Origin of the sequence: Streptomyces sp. NRRL S-455 (assembly GCF_000717875.1) — a bacterium.
In the GTDB taxonomy this organism is placed as follows: domain Bacteria; phylum Actinomycetota; class Actinomycetes; order Streptomycetales; family Streptomycetaceae; genus Streptomyces.
In genome coordinates, this window is record NZ_JOCT01000018.1 from 69,396 (window position 1) to 86,197 (window position 16,802).

The following is a 16,802-nucleotide window of genomic DNA, read 5'->3' on the forward strand; positions in this document are numbered from 1 at the left end:
CCACAGGACCCGCGGACCCGGAACACCCGGACCCACGGGACCCAAGGACCCGCGAGCGCTTACTTCTCGGTGACTCCCGCCGAATCGAACGTCGCCACCTCGTGCATCGCCCTGGCCGTGCTCTGGACCAGCGGGAGGGCCAGCAGCGCGCCCGTGCCCTCGCCCAGCCTCAGGTCCAGATCGACCAGAGGGCGCAGGCCGAGCTTGTTGAGGGCGGCCACGTGGCCCGGCTCGGCGCTGCGGTGGCCTGCGATGCAGGCGGCCAGCACCTCGGGGGCGATGGCGCGGGCCACCAGGGCGGCGGCGCCGGCGCTGACGCCGTCCAGGATGACCGGCGTCCGCAGGGACGCTCCGCCGAGGAGGAGACCGACCGTGGCGGCGTGCTCGAAGCCGCCGATCGCGGCGAGCACACCGATCGGGTCGGCCGGGTCCGGCTGGTGGAGTTCGAGGGCGCGGCGGACGACCTCGGTCTTGCGGGCGAGGGTCTCGTCGTTGATGCCGGTGCCCCGGCCCGTGACCTCGGCCGGCTCGGCACCCGTGAAGACGGAGATCAGGGCGGCCGAAGCGGTCGTGTTCCCGATGCCCATCTCGCCGGTGAGCAGCGCCTTGTTACCGGCGGCGACCAGGTCGCGGGCCGTCTCGATACCCACCTCGATGGCCTGCCTGGCTTCGTCACGGGTCATCGCGGGGCCGGTGGTCATGTCGGACGTACCGGCACGGACCTTGCGGGGCAGCAGGCCCGGCGTGGCCGGGAGGTCGGCGGCGACGCCCACGTCGACGATGCAGACCTCGGCACCGACCTGGGTGGCGAACGCGTTGCAGACGGCGCCGCCGCCGAGGAAGTTGGCCACCATCTGGGCCGTGACCTCCTGCGGCCAGGGGGTGACCCCCTGCGCGTGGACGCCGTGGTCACCGGCGAAGATCGCGACGGCGGCGGGCTCCGGGATGGGCGGCGGGCACTGGCGGGACAGGCCGGAAAGCTGTGCGGAGATGATCTCCAGCATGCCCAGCGCTCCGGCCGGCTTGGTCATGCGCTTCTGGCGCTCCCACGCCTCGCCGAGCGCCTTGGCGTCCAGCGGGCGGATCTGCGCCACGGTCTCGGCGAGCAGGTCGTGCGGTTCCTCTCCGGGCAGGGCGCGTCGGCCGTACGTCTCCTCGTGCACGACCCAGGACAGCGGGCGGCGCTTGGACCAGCCCGCCTGCAGCAGCTCGGGCTCGTCCGGGAACTCGTCGACGTATCCGACGCACAGGTAGGCGATGACCTCGAGGTGCTCGGGCAGCCCGAGCGAGCGGACCATCTCGCGCTCGTCGAAGAAGCTGACCCAGCCGACGCCGAGGCCTTCGGCGCGGGCGGCGAGCCAGAGGTTCTCCACGGCGAGGGCGGCCGAGTACGGCGCCATCTGGGGCTGGCTGTGGCGGCCGAGGGTGTGGCGGCCGCCACGGGTCGGGTCGGCGGTGACGACGATGTTCACCGGCGTGTCGAGGATGGCCTCGATCTTCAGTTCCTTGAACTGCTTGGCCCGGCCCTTGGGAAGGGACTTGGCGTACGCGTCACGCTGGCGCATGGCCAGTTCGTGCATCGCGCGCCGGGTGTCGGCGGAGCGGATGACGACGAAGTCCCAGGGCTGCGAGTGGCCCACCGAGGGCGCGTGGTGGGCGGCCTCCAGGACGCGGAGCAGCACCTCGTGCGGGATCGGGTCGCTGCGGAAGCCGTTGCGGATGTCGCGGCGTTCGCGCATGACCTTCAGCACGGCCTCGCGCTCGGCGGGATCGTAGCCGGGTGCGGCGGGGCCGGTGGGCTGTCGTGCTTCTGGCACTTCGGCCGCGCTCTCCGACCCGTGGCGTTCCTGGTCCGCCGGGTCTTCCTGTTCGGCGGCCCGGGTGTCCAGGTCGTCGGCGTTCTGTGCGAGTTCGGCGTCGCCCTCGCGGGGGGCGGGGACGATGACCACGGGTTCCGCCTCGGGTCGGGCCGGCTGAGCGGCGGGGGGCTGGGACTGCTGCGGGCCCTGGAGGACGGGCTGTGCGCCTTGTTCGCCGACGGCCGGCGGGGTGACGTTCTCGGCGGGAGCCGATGTGGAGGCGGTCGGCTCGGGTGCGGGTCGTTCCGTCTCCACGGGCGTCTCGGCTGCCGGGTCGGGGACGGGCGATTCGGTTGCCTGAGCAGGTGCGGGGGGCTCCGCCGAGGGGTCCGGGGTGACCGTCTCGGCGGGCTGAGCGGGCGCGGTGTCAGCGGCCTGAGCGGGCGCGGATTCCACGGGCTGAGCCGGTGCGTCGGCGGGTGCCTCGGGGGTGGGCGCGTCGGCGGGCACAGCAGGGGCCACCGTCTCGGCGGCCGGAGCGGCGGGGGCGTCTGCGGGTGCTTCGGGAGCGGTGGTCTGCTCCGGCGTCGCCTCCTGCGCGGCTGCCGCGACGTCAGTTGCCTCGGAAGCCTGGGAGTTGGCCTGCGGGGCGACCTGCTCGGCAGGGTGCGTGGCAGGCTCGACGCCGGTGGCGTCCGGCTCCGGAGCCGCGGCCTCCACATCCTCTGCGTCCGGCGCCTGCGCGGCAGCCCCGGAGGCGCCCACGGCCCCACCCGGAGCGGCGGCCTCGGGACCAACACCGGTCACCTGGGCCGGAGCCGCGGCCTCGGCACCCGGCGCGTCCGGCTCCGGGGCGGCGGCCGCGGCCACATCCGGGGCGGCGGCCTCGGGACCGGCACCGGTCGCCTGGGCCGGTGCGGGGGCCTCGGCAGCCCCGGGCGCGGCAACCGCCTCTCCGGCACCAGCCGCGGGGGGCGCCGTGACGGCGGGCTCGGGCATGACGGGAGCCTCCGGGGAGGGGACCGCTTCGGCGGCCTGGACGGCCTCGGGGACAGGAGCGGGCGCCACACCCTGCTCCGCGGCGGCGGCCGCCGGGCCCTGTGCAGCACCGTCGGCGAAGTCGTCGGCGACGGCCGCGCCGGGGGTTTCGGGGGCAGCGGCGGCCGCCCCTTGCTCACCGTCCTGACCGGCACTGTCCACCGGCGCCGACTCATCGGTCTGCGCAGGCACGATCCCGGCCTCTGTGGGGTCAGCCGCGACTTCGGCGCCCTGAACGGACGCCACCTGCCCGGCCTGGGCGGCTACCGGAGGATCTGCCTCCGGCCCGGTGCCCGTTCCGGCGGCGTCGGTCACACCAGGCGTGGGCGCGGCCTGCCCGCCCTCGGCGTCGGCCACCTGGCCGGCCTCCGGGCGGACCTCCGCCGCACCCGGCTCGCCGGCAACCTCGGCACCCTGCGCAGGCACCGGCGACTGCGCCTGGGCGGCACCCGCCTGGGCAACGTCCGGGGCGGCGCCCGGCTCGCCGACGACCCCGGCGCCCTGCACGGGCACCGCAGACTCCGCCTCGGCGGCAGCCGCCTGGGCCTCGTCCGGGCCGGGGGCGGCCGTGGGTTCCGTGCCCTGCGCGGTCGCCGGCAGCTGTTCGGTTTCGGCCGGGTGCGCCGGTGCCGGCTCGGCCGTGTCCGTCGCCACGGCCTGGGCCGTGCCCGTCGGATGCGGAGCCGGAACAACCGTTTCCGCAGGTGCCGCCCCGGCGCTCACCTGGGCCTGGGGCGTCGGCTGCGCGCCCCAGGGAGCCGCCGGGGGCGAGAGCGGCTCGGCAGCGCGCGGGGCATCGAGGTACTCGGGGCCGGCCGACGCCGGTGCGGGCTGGCGTACCGGCGCGTCCGCAGGGCCGCGGTCGGCGAGGGAACGGACCGGGCTGGCGGAGCTGTCGGGCAGGGGCGGGCCGAGGTGCAGGGGCCTGCGCGGGGTGGTGGGCGGGATGGGCGGGGGGTCGGGGAGGCGTACGCCGCCGAGGTCGACCGAACCGCTGTCGCGGCCGGAGAGCTCATGCGGACCCGGCTGGTGCACGGCCTCGACGACCGGCTCCGGCGCGGGCGGGGTGACCTCGTTGCCCCAGGCACCGTGGGAGCCCGGCAGCAGAAGGTCCTCATCCTCGACGGTGTCCTCGGAGAGGTAGGCGTACGCACCGTGCGCGGGGGCGCCCGGCTGCTCCACCATGCCTGCGCTCTCCGGCAGTCCCTCGCCCGGGACCTGGCCGGTGTCGGTCATGCGTACCCCTCGCCCATCGGTTAGTGCTCCTACGACCAGCTCGCCTGGAACGGCGCACCGACCGCCCCACAGTGAAGAACGAGCGTGCGTCCCCAGCGGCACGAACGGCCCGCCCGGAAAAGGCGACAAAGCCACTCACTGGCATTGTTGCGGCCGAACCACCGTCACGGCACCTTGATCCGCGACGGTTCCGCTGTGGACTGCGCCACGTTGCGCGTCCTCCGGTTGTGCCGTACCACACTCACCCCAAAACGGGCGGGTTTTCCGGACATTGACCGACGAACTGCCGGGCGTCCTGGTGCGGTGCAGCGATCGGCCAGCCTACCGCGCGCGGTACGACAAACCGATCACGGGGACGGCGGCGGGGTCAGGCGCTGCGCCGGGGCAGTACACCGCTGAGCAGGAACGTGACACTCCGTTCCTTCTCCGACCAGGCCCGGGTGTCGAGTTCGACGGACTGGAGAAGCGCGCACTCGACACGGTAGCCGTGCTCCGTCAGGTCCCGGCCGATGAGTTCGGCGGCGTCGCGGGTGGCGGCGTGGGTGACGATGCGCTGCGGGCGACGGTCGGCCACCGAGGAGACGACGGCCGCTCCCCCACCGCCCACGCGGACGACATCGGGTTCGGGGAGGTTCTCCAGGATGTGCGGGGCGGTGCCGTGCACGATCTGGAGCTGGACACCGAGGCGGCGGGCGGTCGCGTCGGTGCGGGCACAGGCCGTCGGGTCGCTGTCGACGGCGATGACGGCGGCGCCGGCGCGCGCGGCCTCGATGGCGAAGGCGCCGCTGCCACAGCCGATGTCCCACACGAGGTCACCCACGCGCGGCCCGAGACGGGCGAGTTGGGAGTCGCGCAGCAGCTGGTTCTCGCCCTCGCCGAGGTCACCGCCGTACGCCTCGGCGGGCAGGGTCCAGCCACGTGGCCCGGCGGACGGGTCGCGGCCGGCGATCCAGCCGCCGGACTCCGAGCTGGGGCGGGCCGGACCGCCGAGGACGATGACGACGTTGGGATCGCGCCAGGTGTGGTCGGCGGCCCTGTCGGAGGTGACGACGGTGACCCGCTCGCGTTCGGTGCCGAGTTCCTCGCAGATGACGAAGGAACGGTGGACTCCTTCGAGGAGCAGGCCGAGTTCGGCGGGGCCGGCGCCGGGTGAGGTGAGCACGGCCACTTTGGTGTGGGCTCGGCACACGTTGACCGCGCGACGCAGGGTGCGGCGGTGTGCGACGACCACCTGGGCGTCGTCCCAGGGCATACCGGCGCGCGCGAAGGCGGCGGCGACCGACGAGACGGCGGGGACGACCTCGACCTCGAGGCCGAACTCGGGGGCGCGCAGGGTGCGTACCACGCCGAAGAAGCCGGGGTCGCCGTCGGCGAGCACGACGGCCGTGCCGCGGTGGGCGGCGATACGGCGGGCGGCGAGGGCGACGCTGCCGAGGCGGATGCGCTCGGCTCCGGCGGGGACCTCCGGCAGCGCCAGGTGGTGGGCGGCACCCGCCACGAGCGTGGCGGCGCCCAGGGCGGCGCGCGCCGCGGCGGTCAGCGGCGAACCGTCCCAGCCGATCACCGTGACCCGGTCGGCCATCGTCGTCAGTCTCCAGGGGTTCTCGCAGGTCGTCTGCGTGTCGTGTGGTGAGCGGCCCGCAGGCGGGGCTCCGTGAGAGTACCCGGTGAAGGCGGCGGAAGGAGCGGCGGTGCCGTGGCGCGCGGGATCCGTCCGGTCAGTTCCAGTCGCCGAAGGACGTGAAGCCGCCGGGCAGCTGCTCGCCCACGCCTTCCAGGTCCTCGGGGAGCAGGCTCCACACGATGAAGTCGGTGCGCACGTCGGTCCAGGTGCCGTCCTCGGTACGCGCCCGGGCTATACAGGCGTTGCGCAGCACGCCCTCGCTGATACAGCCGATCTTCTGGGCGACCTGCTGGGAAGCGGTGTTGCCGGCCGCCGTGCGCAGTTCGATGCGCTCGAACTTCTGGTCCGAAAAGAGCCACCGGGCGGTGACGAGGGCGGCCTCGGAGGCGTAGCCCTCGCCGCGGGCCCAGGGGGCGATGATGTACGACAGTTCGGTGGAGCGCACCTGCCAGTTGGTCTTGCCGAGCCGGATGACGCCGACCAGACGCTGGGTGAGGAACTCGGTGACCGCGAAGTCCAGGCCGCGTCCCTCGGCGCGCTCGGTGGGGGCGCACTCGGTGATCCAGGTACGGGCTCCGGCCTCCGTGAAGGGCTGGGGGACGGAGGTCCACGCCACCACCTGCTCGTCGTTCATCATCGCGGTCAGGGCGGCGACGTCGTCTTCGTCGAGGGGACGCAGCACCAACCGCTCCGTGCTGATGGAGACGTTGGGAAAGGTGCTCGTCATGCGCCGCTCCGTAACCTTCGGTGAACCTTCGGGACCTGCTGAACTGCCCAGCATGCAGCATGAAAGCACTGCTCCGCACCACGGGGCCCTCCCCCGTCCGGCAGTCGTCCGGTGCGGGAGGACCCCGTGCGTGGCGGGTGCCGGGCGGGGGCTCAGAAGGAGGCGAGCACGGAGCCGGCGTACTTGTCCTGGATGAACTTCTTCACCTCGGGCGAGGTGAGGAGCTTCGCGAGCTTCTTCACGCGCGGGTCGTCCTCCTCGCCCTTCTTCACGGCGAGGAAGTTGCCGTACGGGTTGTTCTTCGGGGACTCGAGGACGAGGGCGTCCTTCGAGGGCTTGAGGTCGGACTCGATGGCGTAGTTGCCGTTGACCACGGCGGCGTCCACGTCGTCGAGGGAGCGCGGGGTCTGGGCCGCCTCCAGCTCCTTGAACTTGAGCTTCTTCGGGTTCTTGGTGATGTCGGCGGGGGTGGCCTCGCTGCCGACGCCGTCCTTGAGGGTGATGAGCTTGTGGGCGGCGAGGAGCTTGAGGGCGCGGGCCTCGTTGACGGTGTCGTTGGGGATGGCGACGGTCGCACCGCTCTTCAGGGCGTCGGCCTTCTTGACCTTGTGGGAGTAGAGGCCGAGCGGCTCCAGGTGGACCGTGACGACGGGCACGATGTCGGTGCCGTTCTTCTTGTTGAAGTCGTCGAGGTACGGCTGGTTCTGGAAGTAGTTGGCGCCCACGGAGCCGTCCTGCGTCGCCGTGTTCGGCGTGACGTAGTCGGTGAACTCCTTGACCTGGAGGTCGAGGCCTTCCTTCTTGGCGAGGTTGTCCTTGACGTAGTTCAGGATCTCGGCGTGCGGGGTGGGGCTGGCGGCGACGATCAGGGGTCCGTCGGAGCCGGAGGCGCCCGCGCCGCAGGCGCTGAGCCCGAGGGTGAGGGCTCCGGCGGCGAGGGCGGCAGTGGTGATCTTGGCGGTGTTACGCACGAAAAGTGCCTTTCCTTATGGCCTTGCGAGTGGTGCGACCTCGTCGTGGGTGGACGAGGGGATCAGGAGGCGGCTTTGAGCAGCCGCAGTTTCGGGGCGGGGCCCGAGTGGGCGCCGCGGCGGTGCAGCGAGCGGGCCGCGTAGTCGCCGGCGAACTGGATGAGGGAGATGACGACGGCGAGGATCGCGACGGTGATCCACATCAGCTGCGTCTCGAAGCGCTGGTAGCCGTAGCGGATGGCGATGTCGCCCAGGCCGCCGGCGCCGACGGTGCCCGCCATCGCGGAGTAGCCGATGAGGGCGACGATCGTGGTGGTGGTGCTGGAGATCAGCGACGGCAGCGACTCGGGCACCAGGACCTTGCGGACGATGGTCCAGGTGTTGCCGCCCATGGACTGCACGGCCTCGACGAGCCCGTGGTCCACTTCGCGGACGGCCGTCTCGACCAGGCGCGCGAAGAAGGGGATGGCGCCGATGGCGAGCGGCACGATGGCGGCCTCGCGGCCGATGGTCGTGCCGGTGATCCAGCGGGTGAAGGTCATCAGCGCGACCATCAGGATGATGAACGGCAGGGAGCGGGCGATGTTCACGACCTGCCCGATGACCTTGTTGGCGGCGAGGTTCTGCAGGAGGCCGCCGCGGTCGGTCAGGACGAGCAGGATCCCGAGCGGGAGTCCACCGACGACGGCGATGAGCGTGGACCAGCCGACCATGTAGAGCGTGTCCCAGCACGCCTGTTCCAGCAGGGGCTGCATCTCGGACCAGGTCACTTGGCACCCTCCTTCACCAGTTCGGCCTGGTGGCCCAGGACGTCGATCTGCAGGCCCTTCTCGCGGAGGAAGCCGATGGGGACGACGTTGTCCTCGTAGCGGCCGGGAAGTTCGATGCGCATGCGGCCGACCTGGAGCCCGCCGACGGTGTCGATGGCGGCGCCGAGGATCGATATGTCGATGTTGTAGGTGCGGGCGAGCTGTGAGATGACCGGCTGGGTCGCGCTCTCGCCCTGGAAGGTGACGTCGACGACGGTGCGGTCGTCGCCGGAGGCCTCGCCGCCGAGCGGGAACAGCGCGGCGGCCAGTTCGGAGCCCGGGGTCGCCAGGAGCTCGCTGACCGTGCCCGACTCGACGATGCGGCCGTTCTCCATGAGCGCGGCCGAGTCGCAGACCGACTTCACGACGTCCATCTCGTGGGTGATGAGGAGGACGGTCAGGCCGAGTTGCCGGTTCAGGTCGCGCAGCAGGGCCAGGATCGAGCGGGTGGTCTCGGGGTCGAGGGCGCTGGTGGCCTCGTCGGACAGCAGCACCTTCGGGTCGCCGGCCAGGGCGCGGGCGATGCCGACGCGCTGCTTCTGGCCGCCGGAGAGCTGGGCGGGGTAGGCGCCGGCCTTGTCGGCGAGGCCGACCAGGTCGAGCAGCTCCAGCGCCTTGCGGGAGCGTTCCTTCCCGGACTTGCCGAGGATCTCCAGCGGCAGCTCGACGTTGTCCTGGACGGTCCGCGAGGACAGCAGGTTGAAGTGCTGGAAGACCATGCCGATCCTGCTGCGCGCCTGCCGGAGTTCCTTTCCGGCGCGCGGGCCCCTGCCCGCCAGGGCGGTGAGGTCCTGTCCGGCGACCGTCACGGTGCCGGAGGTGGGGCGTTCCAGCAGGTTGACGCAGCGGATGAGCGAGGACTTGCCGGCGCCGGACTGGCCGATGACGCCGTACACCTCGCCTTCGCGGACGTGCAGGTCGACGCCGTCCAGGGCGGTGACCTCGCGGCCGCGCGAACGGTAGACCTTGGTCAGGTCCGTTGTGGTGATCACGTGGGTTTCCGTCACTGTCGAGTGCGCGGGCGCGGGTGTGCCCGGGCACGGGTGCGTTCGTTCAGGGACGCGACACGGTTCTCGCGGGGGCGTGGAACCGGGGAGAACATGTGCGCGGGGCGGCTGGGCGTCACGCATCGCTCAGGGCGTGCGGACATGCCGCGGTCTCGCTTCGGGGCGCGAGCTCAGGGGGTGGTGCGGGGGCCCTCTAGAAGGCGCACATTCGACACGTACAACGAGCACCGGGCGTCATGGTCGCCTCGGTCGCGGGGATGCGGTCGCTCGTCGTGGTCATGCCGTCAGTAAAACATGCGTACGGTCCTGACAAGCCGCCGCTGTCCGGATGGTGGACAGCGGTGGACAGGCAGGCGGGACGCGTCAGCCGCGGAGGGAGATCTCCACTCCGTGGTCGGTGACCTGTGCCGACAGGGCCGACAGGTCCTCGACGACCAGGTCGGCCCGCAGCTCGTGGGCCTGGTGGGTTGTGGTCAACGCCACGGTGGTCATGCCGGCGGCGCGCCCGGCCGCGAGGCCCGCGGGAGCGTCCTCGAAGACGACGCAGTGGGCGGGGTCGACGCCGAGGGTGCGGGCCGCGAGCAGGTAGGGCTCGGGGTCGGGCTTGCCCCGGGTGATGTCGTCGGCGGCGACGAGCGTCTTGGGCAGGATGCCGACGGCGTCGAGCCTGGCCTCGGCCAGCCGCCGGGTGGCGGAGGTGACGACGGCCCAGCGCTCGGCCGGCAGGGAGTCGAGGAGGGCGCGCGTCCCCGGCAGCAGGTGCACGCCGCCGTGAGGTACGTCCTCCACCTCCAGGTCCTCGATCCGCGCGACGGCCCGCGGCACGACCTCGGCGGGCAGCAGGTCGGCGGCTATCTCGGCGGCCGGCCTGCCGTGCAGCTCGACCCGCGCGAACTCCTCGGCCGTGATCCCGTACTCGGCGGCCCATCGCGTCCAGCAGCGGTCCACGGAGGCGAGGGACGAGACGAGGGTTCCGTCGTTGTCGAACAGCAGGGCGTGCGCGTGGATCTTCATGTCCTCGACCCTACGGGGCGGGCCAGGGCCGGAGGCATCGGGCCTTTTCGGCCGTAATAAGGTCGCACCATGCTTGATGCCCTGACGCTGGTGACCGGCGTCGCCGCGCTGCTGCTCGCCGCCTGGTGCGGCTGGGCCGCCTACCGTGACCAGCCGACGAAGGACTGGCACTTCATCGGGATGGCCGTCGTCACGCTGCTGTCGGCGATCCAGCTCGTGGTGGGGATCGTGCTGCTGGCGCAGGGCGAGGATCCGGAACAGGGCACGACGATCTTCGTGGCGTATCTCCTGGGGGCGTTCGCATGCATCCCCGCGGCCGGGTTCATGTCGCTGGCCGAGCGAACGCGGTGGGGCTCGGTCACGGTCGCCGCGGGTGGTGTGGTGCTGGCCGTGCTGGAGGTGCGGCTCTATGACATCTGGGGAGGCTGAGGTGAGCCGGCGACGGCTGACCAGTGGGCCGGGCACGCTGCTGGTGTGGCTGTACGGCGTGATGGTCGTCGGGGCGGTGTCGCGATCGGCGTACCAGATCGCGACGGAGTTCGACCGGGCGCCGCTGGCGTACTCGCTGTCGGCCGTGGCCGGTGTCGTGTACGGGTTCATCACGTACACGCTGGTGCGGGGTGGGGAGAGGGCTCGGCGAGCGGCGCTGGTGTGTTGTGTCGCGGAGCTGGTGGGTGTGCTGACGGTGGGGACCTGGACGCTGGTCGAGCCGTCGGCGTTTCCCGACGCCACCGTGTGGTCGGACTTCGGGATGGGGTATGTGTTCATCCCGGTTCTGTTGCCGTTGTCGGCGATCTACTGGCTACGGATCTCGCGTACGCGAGATGGGGATGCCGCCTGAGGTGATCAGGCGGCCGCGGGCAGTGTGTCGCTGTTCGCGCCCACGCGGCGGAGCCGCACTTCGCTATAGCCCCGCGCCCCTCAAGGGCGAGCTTCAGGCTGTCGCCGCGTACGTCCCGGCCGGCTTCTCCAGGACGATCATCGGTACTCCGTCCGCCCCCTGGGACGTGCCCACCGTCTGATAGCCCACCTTGCGGTAGAGGCGGAGGTTGCCCTCGCTGCGGTGGCCCGTGTGCAGGCGGAAGCGGGTGGCGCCGTGCTGGCCGGCGAGGGCCGATTCGGCCGCCCGGAGGAGGCGGGCGCCGATGCCGTGGCCCTGGAGTCGCGGGTGCACGCAGAGCTTGCCGATGGCGGCCGCGCCGTCCTCGGTGACCGAGCCGCGGACCGAGCCCACGACCTCGTCGCCGAGCCGGGCCACGAAGACGCAGTCGCGGGCTACCTCCTCGCGGACCGAGTCGAGTGTTTGGACGAGCGGGTCGATGCGGTAGTTCCCGTACAGCGCCGCCTCCGGCTGGAAGCACAGGTACTGCAGCCTGAAGATCTGCTCCGCGTCCTGCTCGGTCGCCGCAGAGATGGTCACACTCATGCCCATGTGCGCACGCCTCCCGCTCATCTGATCACTATCGTCCCTCACTCCTATCCCCGTCCTCAGCGGGCCGCAACCTCCGGCGTGAGCAATCTGCGGAGACATCCCAGGCATCTGGAACGTTCCGGACCAAGACTCCCCTGTGAGATACCCAACTCCCCTGCGATTTCCTGGTATGTCAGGTCCTCGGGCGAGAGCAGGGCCTCCATCAGCCGGGGGCAGCGGCCCGGGAGGCGCCGTACGGCCTCCCGCAGAGCACGGCCGCGAGCCGCGGCGAGCGCGAGCTGTTCGGGGCCGCGCCGATCGTCGTCGACCGGCTCGACGGCGTACGGCTGTTCGAGGCGGCTGGTACGGCGGGTGCGGCGGGCCTCCGAGCGGATGGCCCGGCGGAGCCATTCCTGCGGGTCGGACGGCGGATCCTCGGCGTCGAGACGCTCCAGCAGGCGGAGCCAGACCGCCTGCTCCAGATCGCCCGGTTCGGCTCCGGCGGCAGGCGCCTCGGCGCAGGCCTCGGCGTTGAGCAGCGGGCGCAGGTCGGTGACCAGGTCGTGCGTCATATGCGGAGCGACGCGGCCGCCCGGGTGGCGGGTTGCCCGGACGGCCGGAGCTCACCCCACCGGGTGGATGTGGGGCTCGGTCATTGACGCGCTCAGCCGTTGAGGAAGTCCTCGCGGGCCAGCAGGCCCGTGTCGGGCTGGTCGGTGAAGACGCCGTCGATGCCGGTCGCGAAGTACGCCCGGTACGCGCCGAAGACGTCACCGTAGGCGTCGGCCTCCGTGCCCTTGCGGAAGTCGGCGGGGAGGAAGGGATTCTCGTTGCGCAGGGTCCACGGGTGCAGGATGAGGCCCACCTTGTGCGCGTCCGAGACCAGCGTCGTCGGCTCGGTGAGGTTGCCCTCGGCATCCCGCGGGATCACCAGGTCCAGCGTCGGGCCGATGCCCTGCGCGTAGGAGGCGATCTCCCTCAGGCCGGCCGGCTTGACGAGGTCGGCGACGGTGCGCGGGTCGCCCGACTCGACGAAGTCCCAGGGGCGGGTGTTCGCCGAGGACAGCAGGACGACCAGGGGGTTGTCGACGAGCTTGTTGAGGCGTTCGATGCTGGTCGGCTCGAAGGACTGGATGACGACCGGGGACGTTCGCTCGCACTTGCGGTACTTGCGCAGCAGCTTGGCGACCCGCTCCTCCAGCGGCAGGCCCTGCTTGCGGAAGTAGGTGGGGTGCTTGAGTTCGGGGTAGATCCAGACCTGCTTGCCGCGCTCACGGGTCTGCTCGCCCTGCCACTCCAGGACCTCTTCGAAGGTGGGGATCTCCCAGCGCCCGTTGTAGAGGGTGTTGTGCGGGCGGTTGGCCGGGATGCGCTCGACCGCGCGCAGGGTCTTCAACTCGGCGAGGGTGAAGTCCTCGGTGAACCAGCCGGTGGTGGAGACGCCGTCGAGGAGCTTGGTCGTCTTGCGGTCGGCGAACTCGGGGTGGTCGGCGACGTCCGTGGTGCCGCCGATCTCCGGCTCGTGACGGCAGACGAGGTGCCCGTCCTTCGTCGGCACCAGGTCGCCGGCCTCGACGATGTCCGCGCCCATGTCGAGAGCGAGCTGGTACGAACCGATGGTGTGCTCCGGGCGGTAGCCACTGGCCCCGCGGTGGCCGACGATCGTCGGCTTGGGAAGGCTCTCCAACCCCCCGTGCGCGCCGCCGCGCAGCCGGGCGCCGTCCGCTCTCGCCGTGCCGGTCACGCCGAGGACCGCTCCGCCGGCGCCGAGCACCGCCGCCCCGAGCAGGGCCCGCCGTCCGGTGCCGCTCGTTTCCTCGTTCGACTTCTGCGTACCCATGAGCGGCCTCCCTGCCGTCGGCTCGTCAGTGCGGGCTGATCGTAAGGGCGCGTACATGACGAGTGGGAGACGCCGCGCGGAACACGCGGGTGACGAGGGATGTCACGGTGGCCCGTGTGGGGGAGAACTGACGGACCGTCGCATTTCTCGGGCCCCGATCGGCGCCCCGGTGGATTCGGAGCGGCTGTGCTGGGAACGCGTGCGGGGCCGACGGCGGCGCGCCCGGGGCGATGTCCGTCACATCGTGGCGGCTGTGTCACCGGCCATCGACGGTGCGTCACCGCAGGTAAACACGCGTCAACAGTACGTAAGGCCTCGGTTAAGTCGCCGTGCCGATGTGCGCGACCCCCGGGGCCGCGAGTATCGTCCTCACCTGCACAGACTCATAAAGCAATCCCTTGACACCGGAGGGTCCGTTGTCCCGCTTCGCGCTCATCAAGGCAGTGCTCGGCCCGATCATGCGCCTGATGTTCCGCCCACAGGTGGAAGGCGCGGAGCACATTCCCGCCGACGGTCCGGTCATCCTGGCCGGCAACCACCTGACGTTCATCGACTCGATGATCCTTCCGCTGGTCTGCGACCGGCAGGTCTTCTTCATCGGCAAGGACGAGTACGTGACCGGCAAGGGCCTCAAGGGCCGGCTGATGGCCTGGTTCTTCACGGGCGTCGGCATGATCCCGGTCGACCGGGACGGCGGCCGGGGCGGCGTGGCCGCGCTGATGACCGGGCGACGGGTCCTGGAGGAGGGCCGGGTCTTCGGTATCTACCCGGAGGGCACGCGGTCGCCCGACGGCCGCCTGTACCGGGGGCGTACCGGCATTGCCCGGCTCACGCTGATGACGGGGGCGCCGGTGGTGCCGTTCGCGATGATCGGCACGGACAGGCTCCAGCCGGGCGGGGCGGGTCTGCCCCGCCCCGGCAAGGTCACCGTGCGGTTCGGTGAGGCGATGGAGTTCTCCCGGTACGAGGGGATGGACCGGGACCGTTACGTGCTGCGGGCCGTGACCGACTCGGTGATGAGTGAGGTCATGCGGCTGTCCGGGCAGGAGTACGTGGACATGTACGCGAGCAAGGCGAAGGAAGCGGCGTAGTTCCGACCGGGCGCGCGCCGTGGCCGGTGGGTCTCGCGGCCGCGGGAGGGCGTGGCCTGGTCGCGCAGTTCCCCGCGCCCCTGAGGGTGGTCACCCTCAGGGGCGTTCCGTCGGGCGGGCGGGTCAGGTGTGGTCCGGGGTCGATTCCAGTTTCTGGTGGCGCAGCAGGAACCAGGCCACCGCCGCCGCGGCCAGCAGGACCGCCGCGCCGACGCCCGACGCGAGTGCCAGTCCGTCGACGAACGACGTGCGGGCCGCGTCCAGCATCACGGAGGCGCTGTGCGGGGGCATGCCCGCGGCCGCCTCGACCGCGCCGCCCAGCGACTCGTGGGCCGCGGCGGGTGTGCCCGCCGGGCCGGTGAAGTCGCGGTAGACGCCGGTCACGATCGAGCCGAGCACGGCGATGCCGAGGGCGGCGCCCAGTTCGTAGGCCGTCTCGGACACGGCGGAGGCGGAGCCCGCCTGCTCCCTGGGCACGCTGGAGAGGATCACGTCGGCGGTCACGGTGAACGAGAAACCGGCACCGGCGCCGACCACCAGCAGCGCGGCTCCGAGCAGCGGGTAGCCGGTGGACTGGTCGATCACCGTGAGCGCGGCCAGGGCGAGGCCGATCGCCGCGAGGCCGCCGGAGACGACGGCACGCACCGAGAAGCGGCGTGCCGTACGCCCCGCGACCAGACCGGCCACCACCGCGCCGATCGCGGCGGGCAGTTCGGCCAGACCCGCCTCGAACGGCCCCCTGCCCTGCACGAGCTGCAGGTACTGGGAGAGGAAGAACACCAGTCCGGACAGGCCGAGGATGGTCAGCAGGTCGGCCAGCACCGCCCCGCTGAAGCCACGGCTGCGGAACAGCCGCATGTCCAGCAGTGGGGCCGGGAGCCGGAACTGCCGGCGGACGAACCCGTACAGGGCGGCGAGACCCAGCAGGCCGGCGGCCGAGGCGGCCCAGGCGAAACCGTGGGTGGCGGTCTCCTTGATCGCGTACACGACACCGACCATGCCGACCAGTGACAGCACGACGCTGCCCAGGCCCCAGGGGCCCGGGTTCGCCGTGCGCGACTCGGGCAGCAGCTTGATTCCGACGAGGACCAGCACGGCCATCACGGGCAGGTTGATCAGGAAGACCGACCCCCACCAGAAATGCTCCAGCAGGAACCCGCCGACGATGGGGCCGACGGCGGTGCCCGCCGATGCGGTGGCGCCCCAGATGCCGACGGCGAGACTGCGCTCCCGTGCGTCGTGGAAGAGGTTGCGGATCAGCGCGAGCGTGGCCGGCATCAGGGTCGCGCCGGCGACGCCGAGCAGCGCCCGCGCGACGATCATCATCTCGGGCGTGGTGGCGTAGGCGTTGAACACGGATATCGCGCCGAACGCCGTGGCACCGGCCAGCAGGATCCGCTTGCGGCCGATGCGGTCGCCGAGGCTTCCCATGGAGACGAGCAGACCGGCGATGACGAACGAGTAGACGTCGCCGATCCACAGCAGCTGGGTGCCCGAGGGGTTCAGGTCCTCACTGATGTAGGGGGTCGCGAGACCGAGGACGGTCGCGTCGACGGCCACCAGCAGCACGGCGAGCACGAGAACGCCGAGCGCTAGCCAGCGGCCCGGGCGCTTCACCGCCTCGGTCGTTGTCGCCGTCTGCAGGGTGCTGGTCATGATTCCTCTCTCCGTAGTGCACCGCCGAGCAGCAGCTCGACGATCATGTGCTGGAAGTCCTTGGGGGCGCCCTTGCCGCTCTGCACCATCCAGGCGCCGGAGGCGATCAGCCCGTACAGCGCCTCGGTGAGCCAGGCCGGCGTGAGGTCGATGCGGAACTCGCCGCTGAGCTGGCCGCGCCGGAACAGGGCGGAGATCCGGTCGTCGATCAGGGTCCAGCCCGCGTTCTGTTCCTCGCCCTCGAACAGCTGGTTCTCGGTGTAGAGGAAGGCGAGCAGTCCGGCGGCCGGCTCGACGGCCCCGACCAGCCGGCGGACGGCCTCGCTCGCCGCGCCCTCGTCCAGCCGGGCCGCGTCCAGGGCGGCCTGGCACTCCGCGATGCAGAGCGTCTCCAGTGCGCGGACGAGGGCGTCCCGTCCGGCGACATGGCGGTGCAGCGTGGCCCGGCTGATCCCGGCGGCCTTGGCGACCTCGTCCATCGTCGCGGTGGATTTGTGCGTCAGCAGGGCGGCGGCGGAGCGCAGCACATGGTCAAGGTCGACAGCCATGAGACGAGCATAGACCATATGAGACATGAAT

Annotated in this window: 15 protein-coding genes; 3 read left to right on the plus strand and 12 right to left on the minus strand. The window is 71.9% G+C overall.

The window, feature by feature from the left end; all coding sequences use genetic code 11:
- Positions 1 to 59: 59 nt before the first annotated feature.
- The 7 genes from cobT to IE97_RS0123140 form a co-directional block, all read right to left on the minus strand.
- Positions 60 to 4,073 (minus strand): nicotinate-nucleotide--dimethylbenzimidazole phosphoribosyltransferase, encoded by a 4,014-nt coding sequence (cobT, locus tag IE97_RS0123110; RefSeq protein ID WP_030243783.1) that lies wholly within the window; start codon positions 4,071 to 4,073, stop codon positions 60 to 62.
- A 367-nt stretch (positions 4,074 to 4,440) separates the two neighbouring features.
- Positions 4,441 to 5,655, minus strand: coding sequence for a precorrin-6y C5,15-methyltransferase (decarboxylating) subunit CbiE (cbiE, locus tag IE97_RS0123115; protein WP_030243785.1), 1,215 nt, complete (start codon positions 5,653 to 5,655; stop codon positions 4,441 to 4,443).
- 136 nt (positions 5,656 to 5,791) lie between these two features.
- The gene (locus tag IE97_RS0123120; RefSeq protein WP_030243787.1) at positions 5,792 to 6,424 is read right to left on the minus strand and encodes a GNAT family N-acetyltransferase; all 633 of its coding nucleotides are present in this window, start codon (positions 6,422 to 6,424) and stop codon (positions 5,792 to 5,794) included.
- A gap of 152 nt (positions 6,425 to 6,576) precedes the next feature.
- Positions 6,577 to 7,395 carry a MetQ/NlpA family ABC transporter substrate-binding protein gene (locus IE97_RS0123125; RefSeq protein WP_030243789.1) on the minus strand — a complete coding sequence of 273 codons (819 nt, stop codon included), beginning with the start codon at positions 7,393 to 7,395 and terminating at the stop codon, positions 6,577 to 6,579.
- A 62-nt stretch (positions 7,396 to 7,457) separates the two neighbouring features.
- Positions 7,458 to 8,165, minus strand: coding sequence for a methionine ABC transporter permease (locus IE97_RS0123130; protein WP_030243793.1), 708 nt, complete (start codon positions 8,163 to 8,165; stop codon positions 7,458 to 7,460).
- The gene (locus tag IE97_RS0123135; protein WP_030243795.1) at positions 8,162 to 9,196 is read right to left on the minus strand and encodes a methionine ABC transporter ATP-binding protein; all 1,035 of its coding nucleotides are present in this window, start codon (positions 9,194 to 9,196) and stop codon (positions 8,162 to 8,164) included. The genes IE97_RS0123130 and IE97_RS0123135 overlap by 4 nt, the downstream gene beginning before the upstream one ends.
- A 378-nt stretch (positions 9,197 to 9,574) precedes the next feature.
- Positions 9,575 to 10,225, minus strand: a complete 651-nt coding sequence (locus IE97_RS0123140; RefSeq protein WP_030243797.1) for an HAD-IA family hydrolase — start codon at positions 10,223 to 10,225, stop codon at positions 9,575 to 9,577.
- Positions 10,226 to 10,294: 69 nt separating this feature from the next.
- Here IE97_RS0123140 and IE97_RS0123145 point away from each other — a divergent pair, with 69 nt between their 5' ends.
- Together IE97_RS0123145 and IE97_RS0123150 are read left to right on the plus strand one after the other, a co-directional pair.
- On the plus strand, positions 10,295 to 10,654 hold the full coding sequence (locus IE97_RS0123145) for a hypothetical protein (protein WP_030243799.1): 360 nt from the start codon (positions 10,295 to 10,297) through the stop codon (positions 10,652 to 10,654).
- A complete protein-coding gene (locus tag IE97_RS0123150; RefSeq protein WP_030243802.1) occupies positions 10,635 to 11,066 on the plus strand; it encodes a hypothetical protein in 432 nt (143 codons plus the stop codon). The genes IE97_RS0123145 and IE97_RS0123150 overlap by 20 nt, the downstream gene beginning before the upstream one ends.
- Before the next feature lie 93 nt (positions 11,067 to 11,159).
- Here the strand turns inward: IE97_RS0123150 and IE97_RS0123155 are convergent, their stop codons facing one another.
- From IE97_RS0123155 to IE97_RS0123165, 3 genes are all read right to left on the minus strand, one after another.
- The gene (locus IE97_RS0123155; protein WP_030243804.1) at positions 11,160 to 11,657 is read right to left on the minus strand and encodes a GNAT family N-acetyltransferase; all 498 of its coding nucleotides are present in this window, start codon (positions 11,655 to 11,657) and stop codon (positions 11,160 to 11,162) included.
- 56 nt (positions 11,658 to 11,713) lie between these two features.
- Positions 11,714 to 12,208, minus strand: coding sequence for an RNA polymerase sigma factor (locus IE97_RS0123160; RefSeq protein WP_030243807.1), 495 nt, complete (start codon positions 12,206 to 12,208; stop codon positions 11,714 to 11,716).
- Positions 12,209 to 12,300: 92 nt separating this feature from the next.
- Positions 12,301 to 13,476 carry a glycerophosphodiester phosphodiesterase gene (locus IE97_RS0123165; RefSeq protein ID WP_030243810.1) on the minus strand — a complete coding sequence of 392 codons (1,176 nt, stop codon included), beginning with the start codon at positions 13,474 to 13,476 and terminating at the stop codon, positions 12,301 to 12,303.
- A gap of 416 nt (positions 13,477 to 13,892) precedes the next feature.
- On the opposite strand from IE97_RS0123165, the gene IE97_RS0123170 reads away from it, so the two are divergent.
- Positions 13,893 to 14,567 (plus strand): lysophospholipid acyltransferase family protein, encoded by a 675-nt coding sequence (locus IE97_RS0123170; protein WP_030243812.1) that lies wholly within the window; start codon positions 13,893 to 13,895, stop codon positions 14,565 to 14,567.
- A 123-nt stretch (positions 14,568 to 14,690) separates the two neighbouring features.
- On the opposite strand, the gene IE97_RS0123175 is transcribed toward IE97_RS0123170, so the two are convergent.
- Both IE97_RS0123175 and IE97_RS0123180 read right to left on the minus strand, forming a co-directional pair.
- Positions 14,691 to 16,223 (minus strand): MFS transporter, encoded by a 1,533-nt coding sequence (locus tag IE97_RS0123175; RefSeq protein WP_030243814.1) that lies wholly within the window; start codon positions 16,221 to 16,223, stop codon positions 14,691 to 14,693.
- Entirely contained in the window at positions 16,220 to 16,771 is a 552-nt protein-coding gene (locus IE97_RS0123180; protein WP_030243816.1) for a TetR/AcrR family transcriptional regulator, read from the minus strand. Before IE97_RS0123180 ends, IE97_RS0123175 begins: the two co-directional genes overlap by 4 nt.
- Between the last annotated feature and the right edge of the window lie 31 nt (positions 16,772 to 16,802).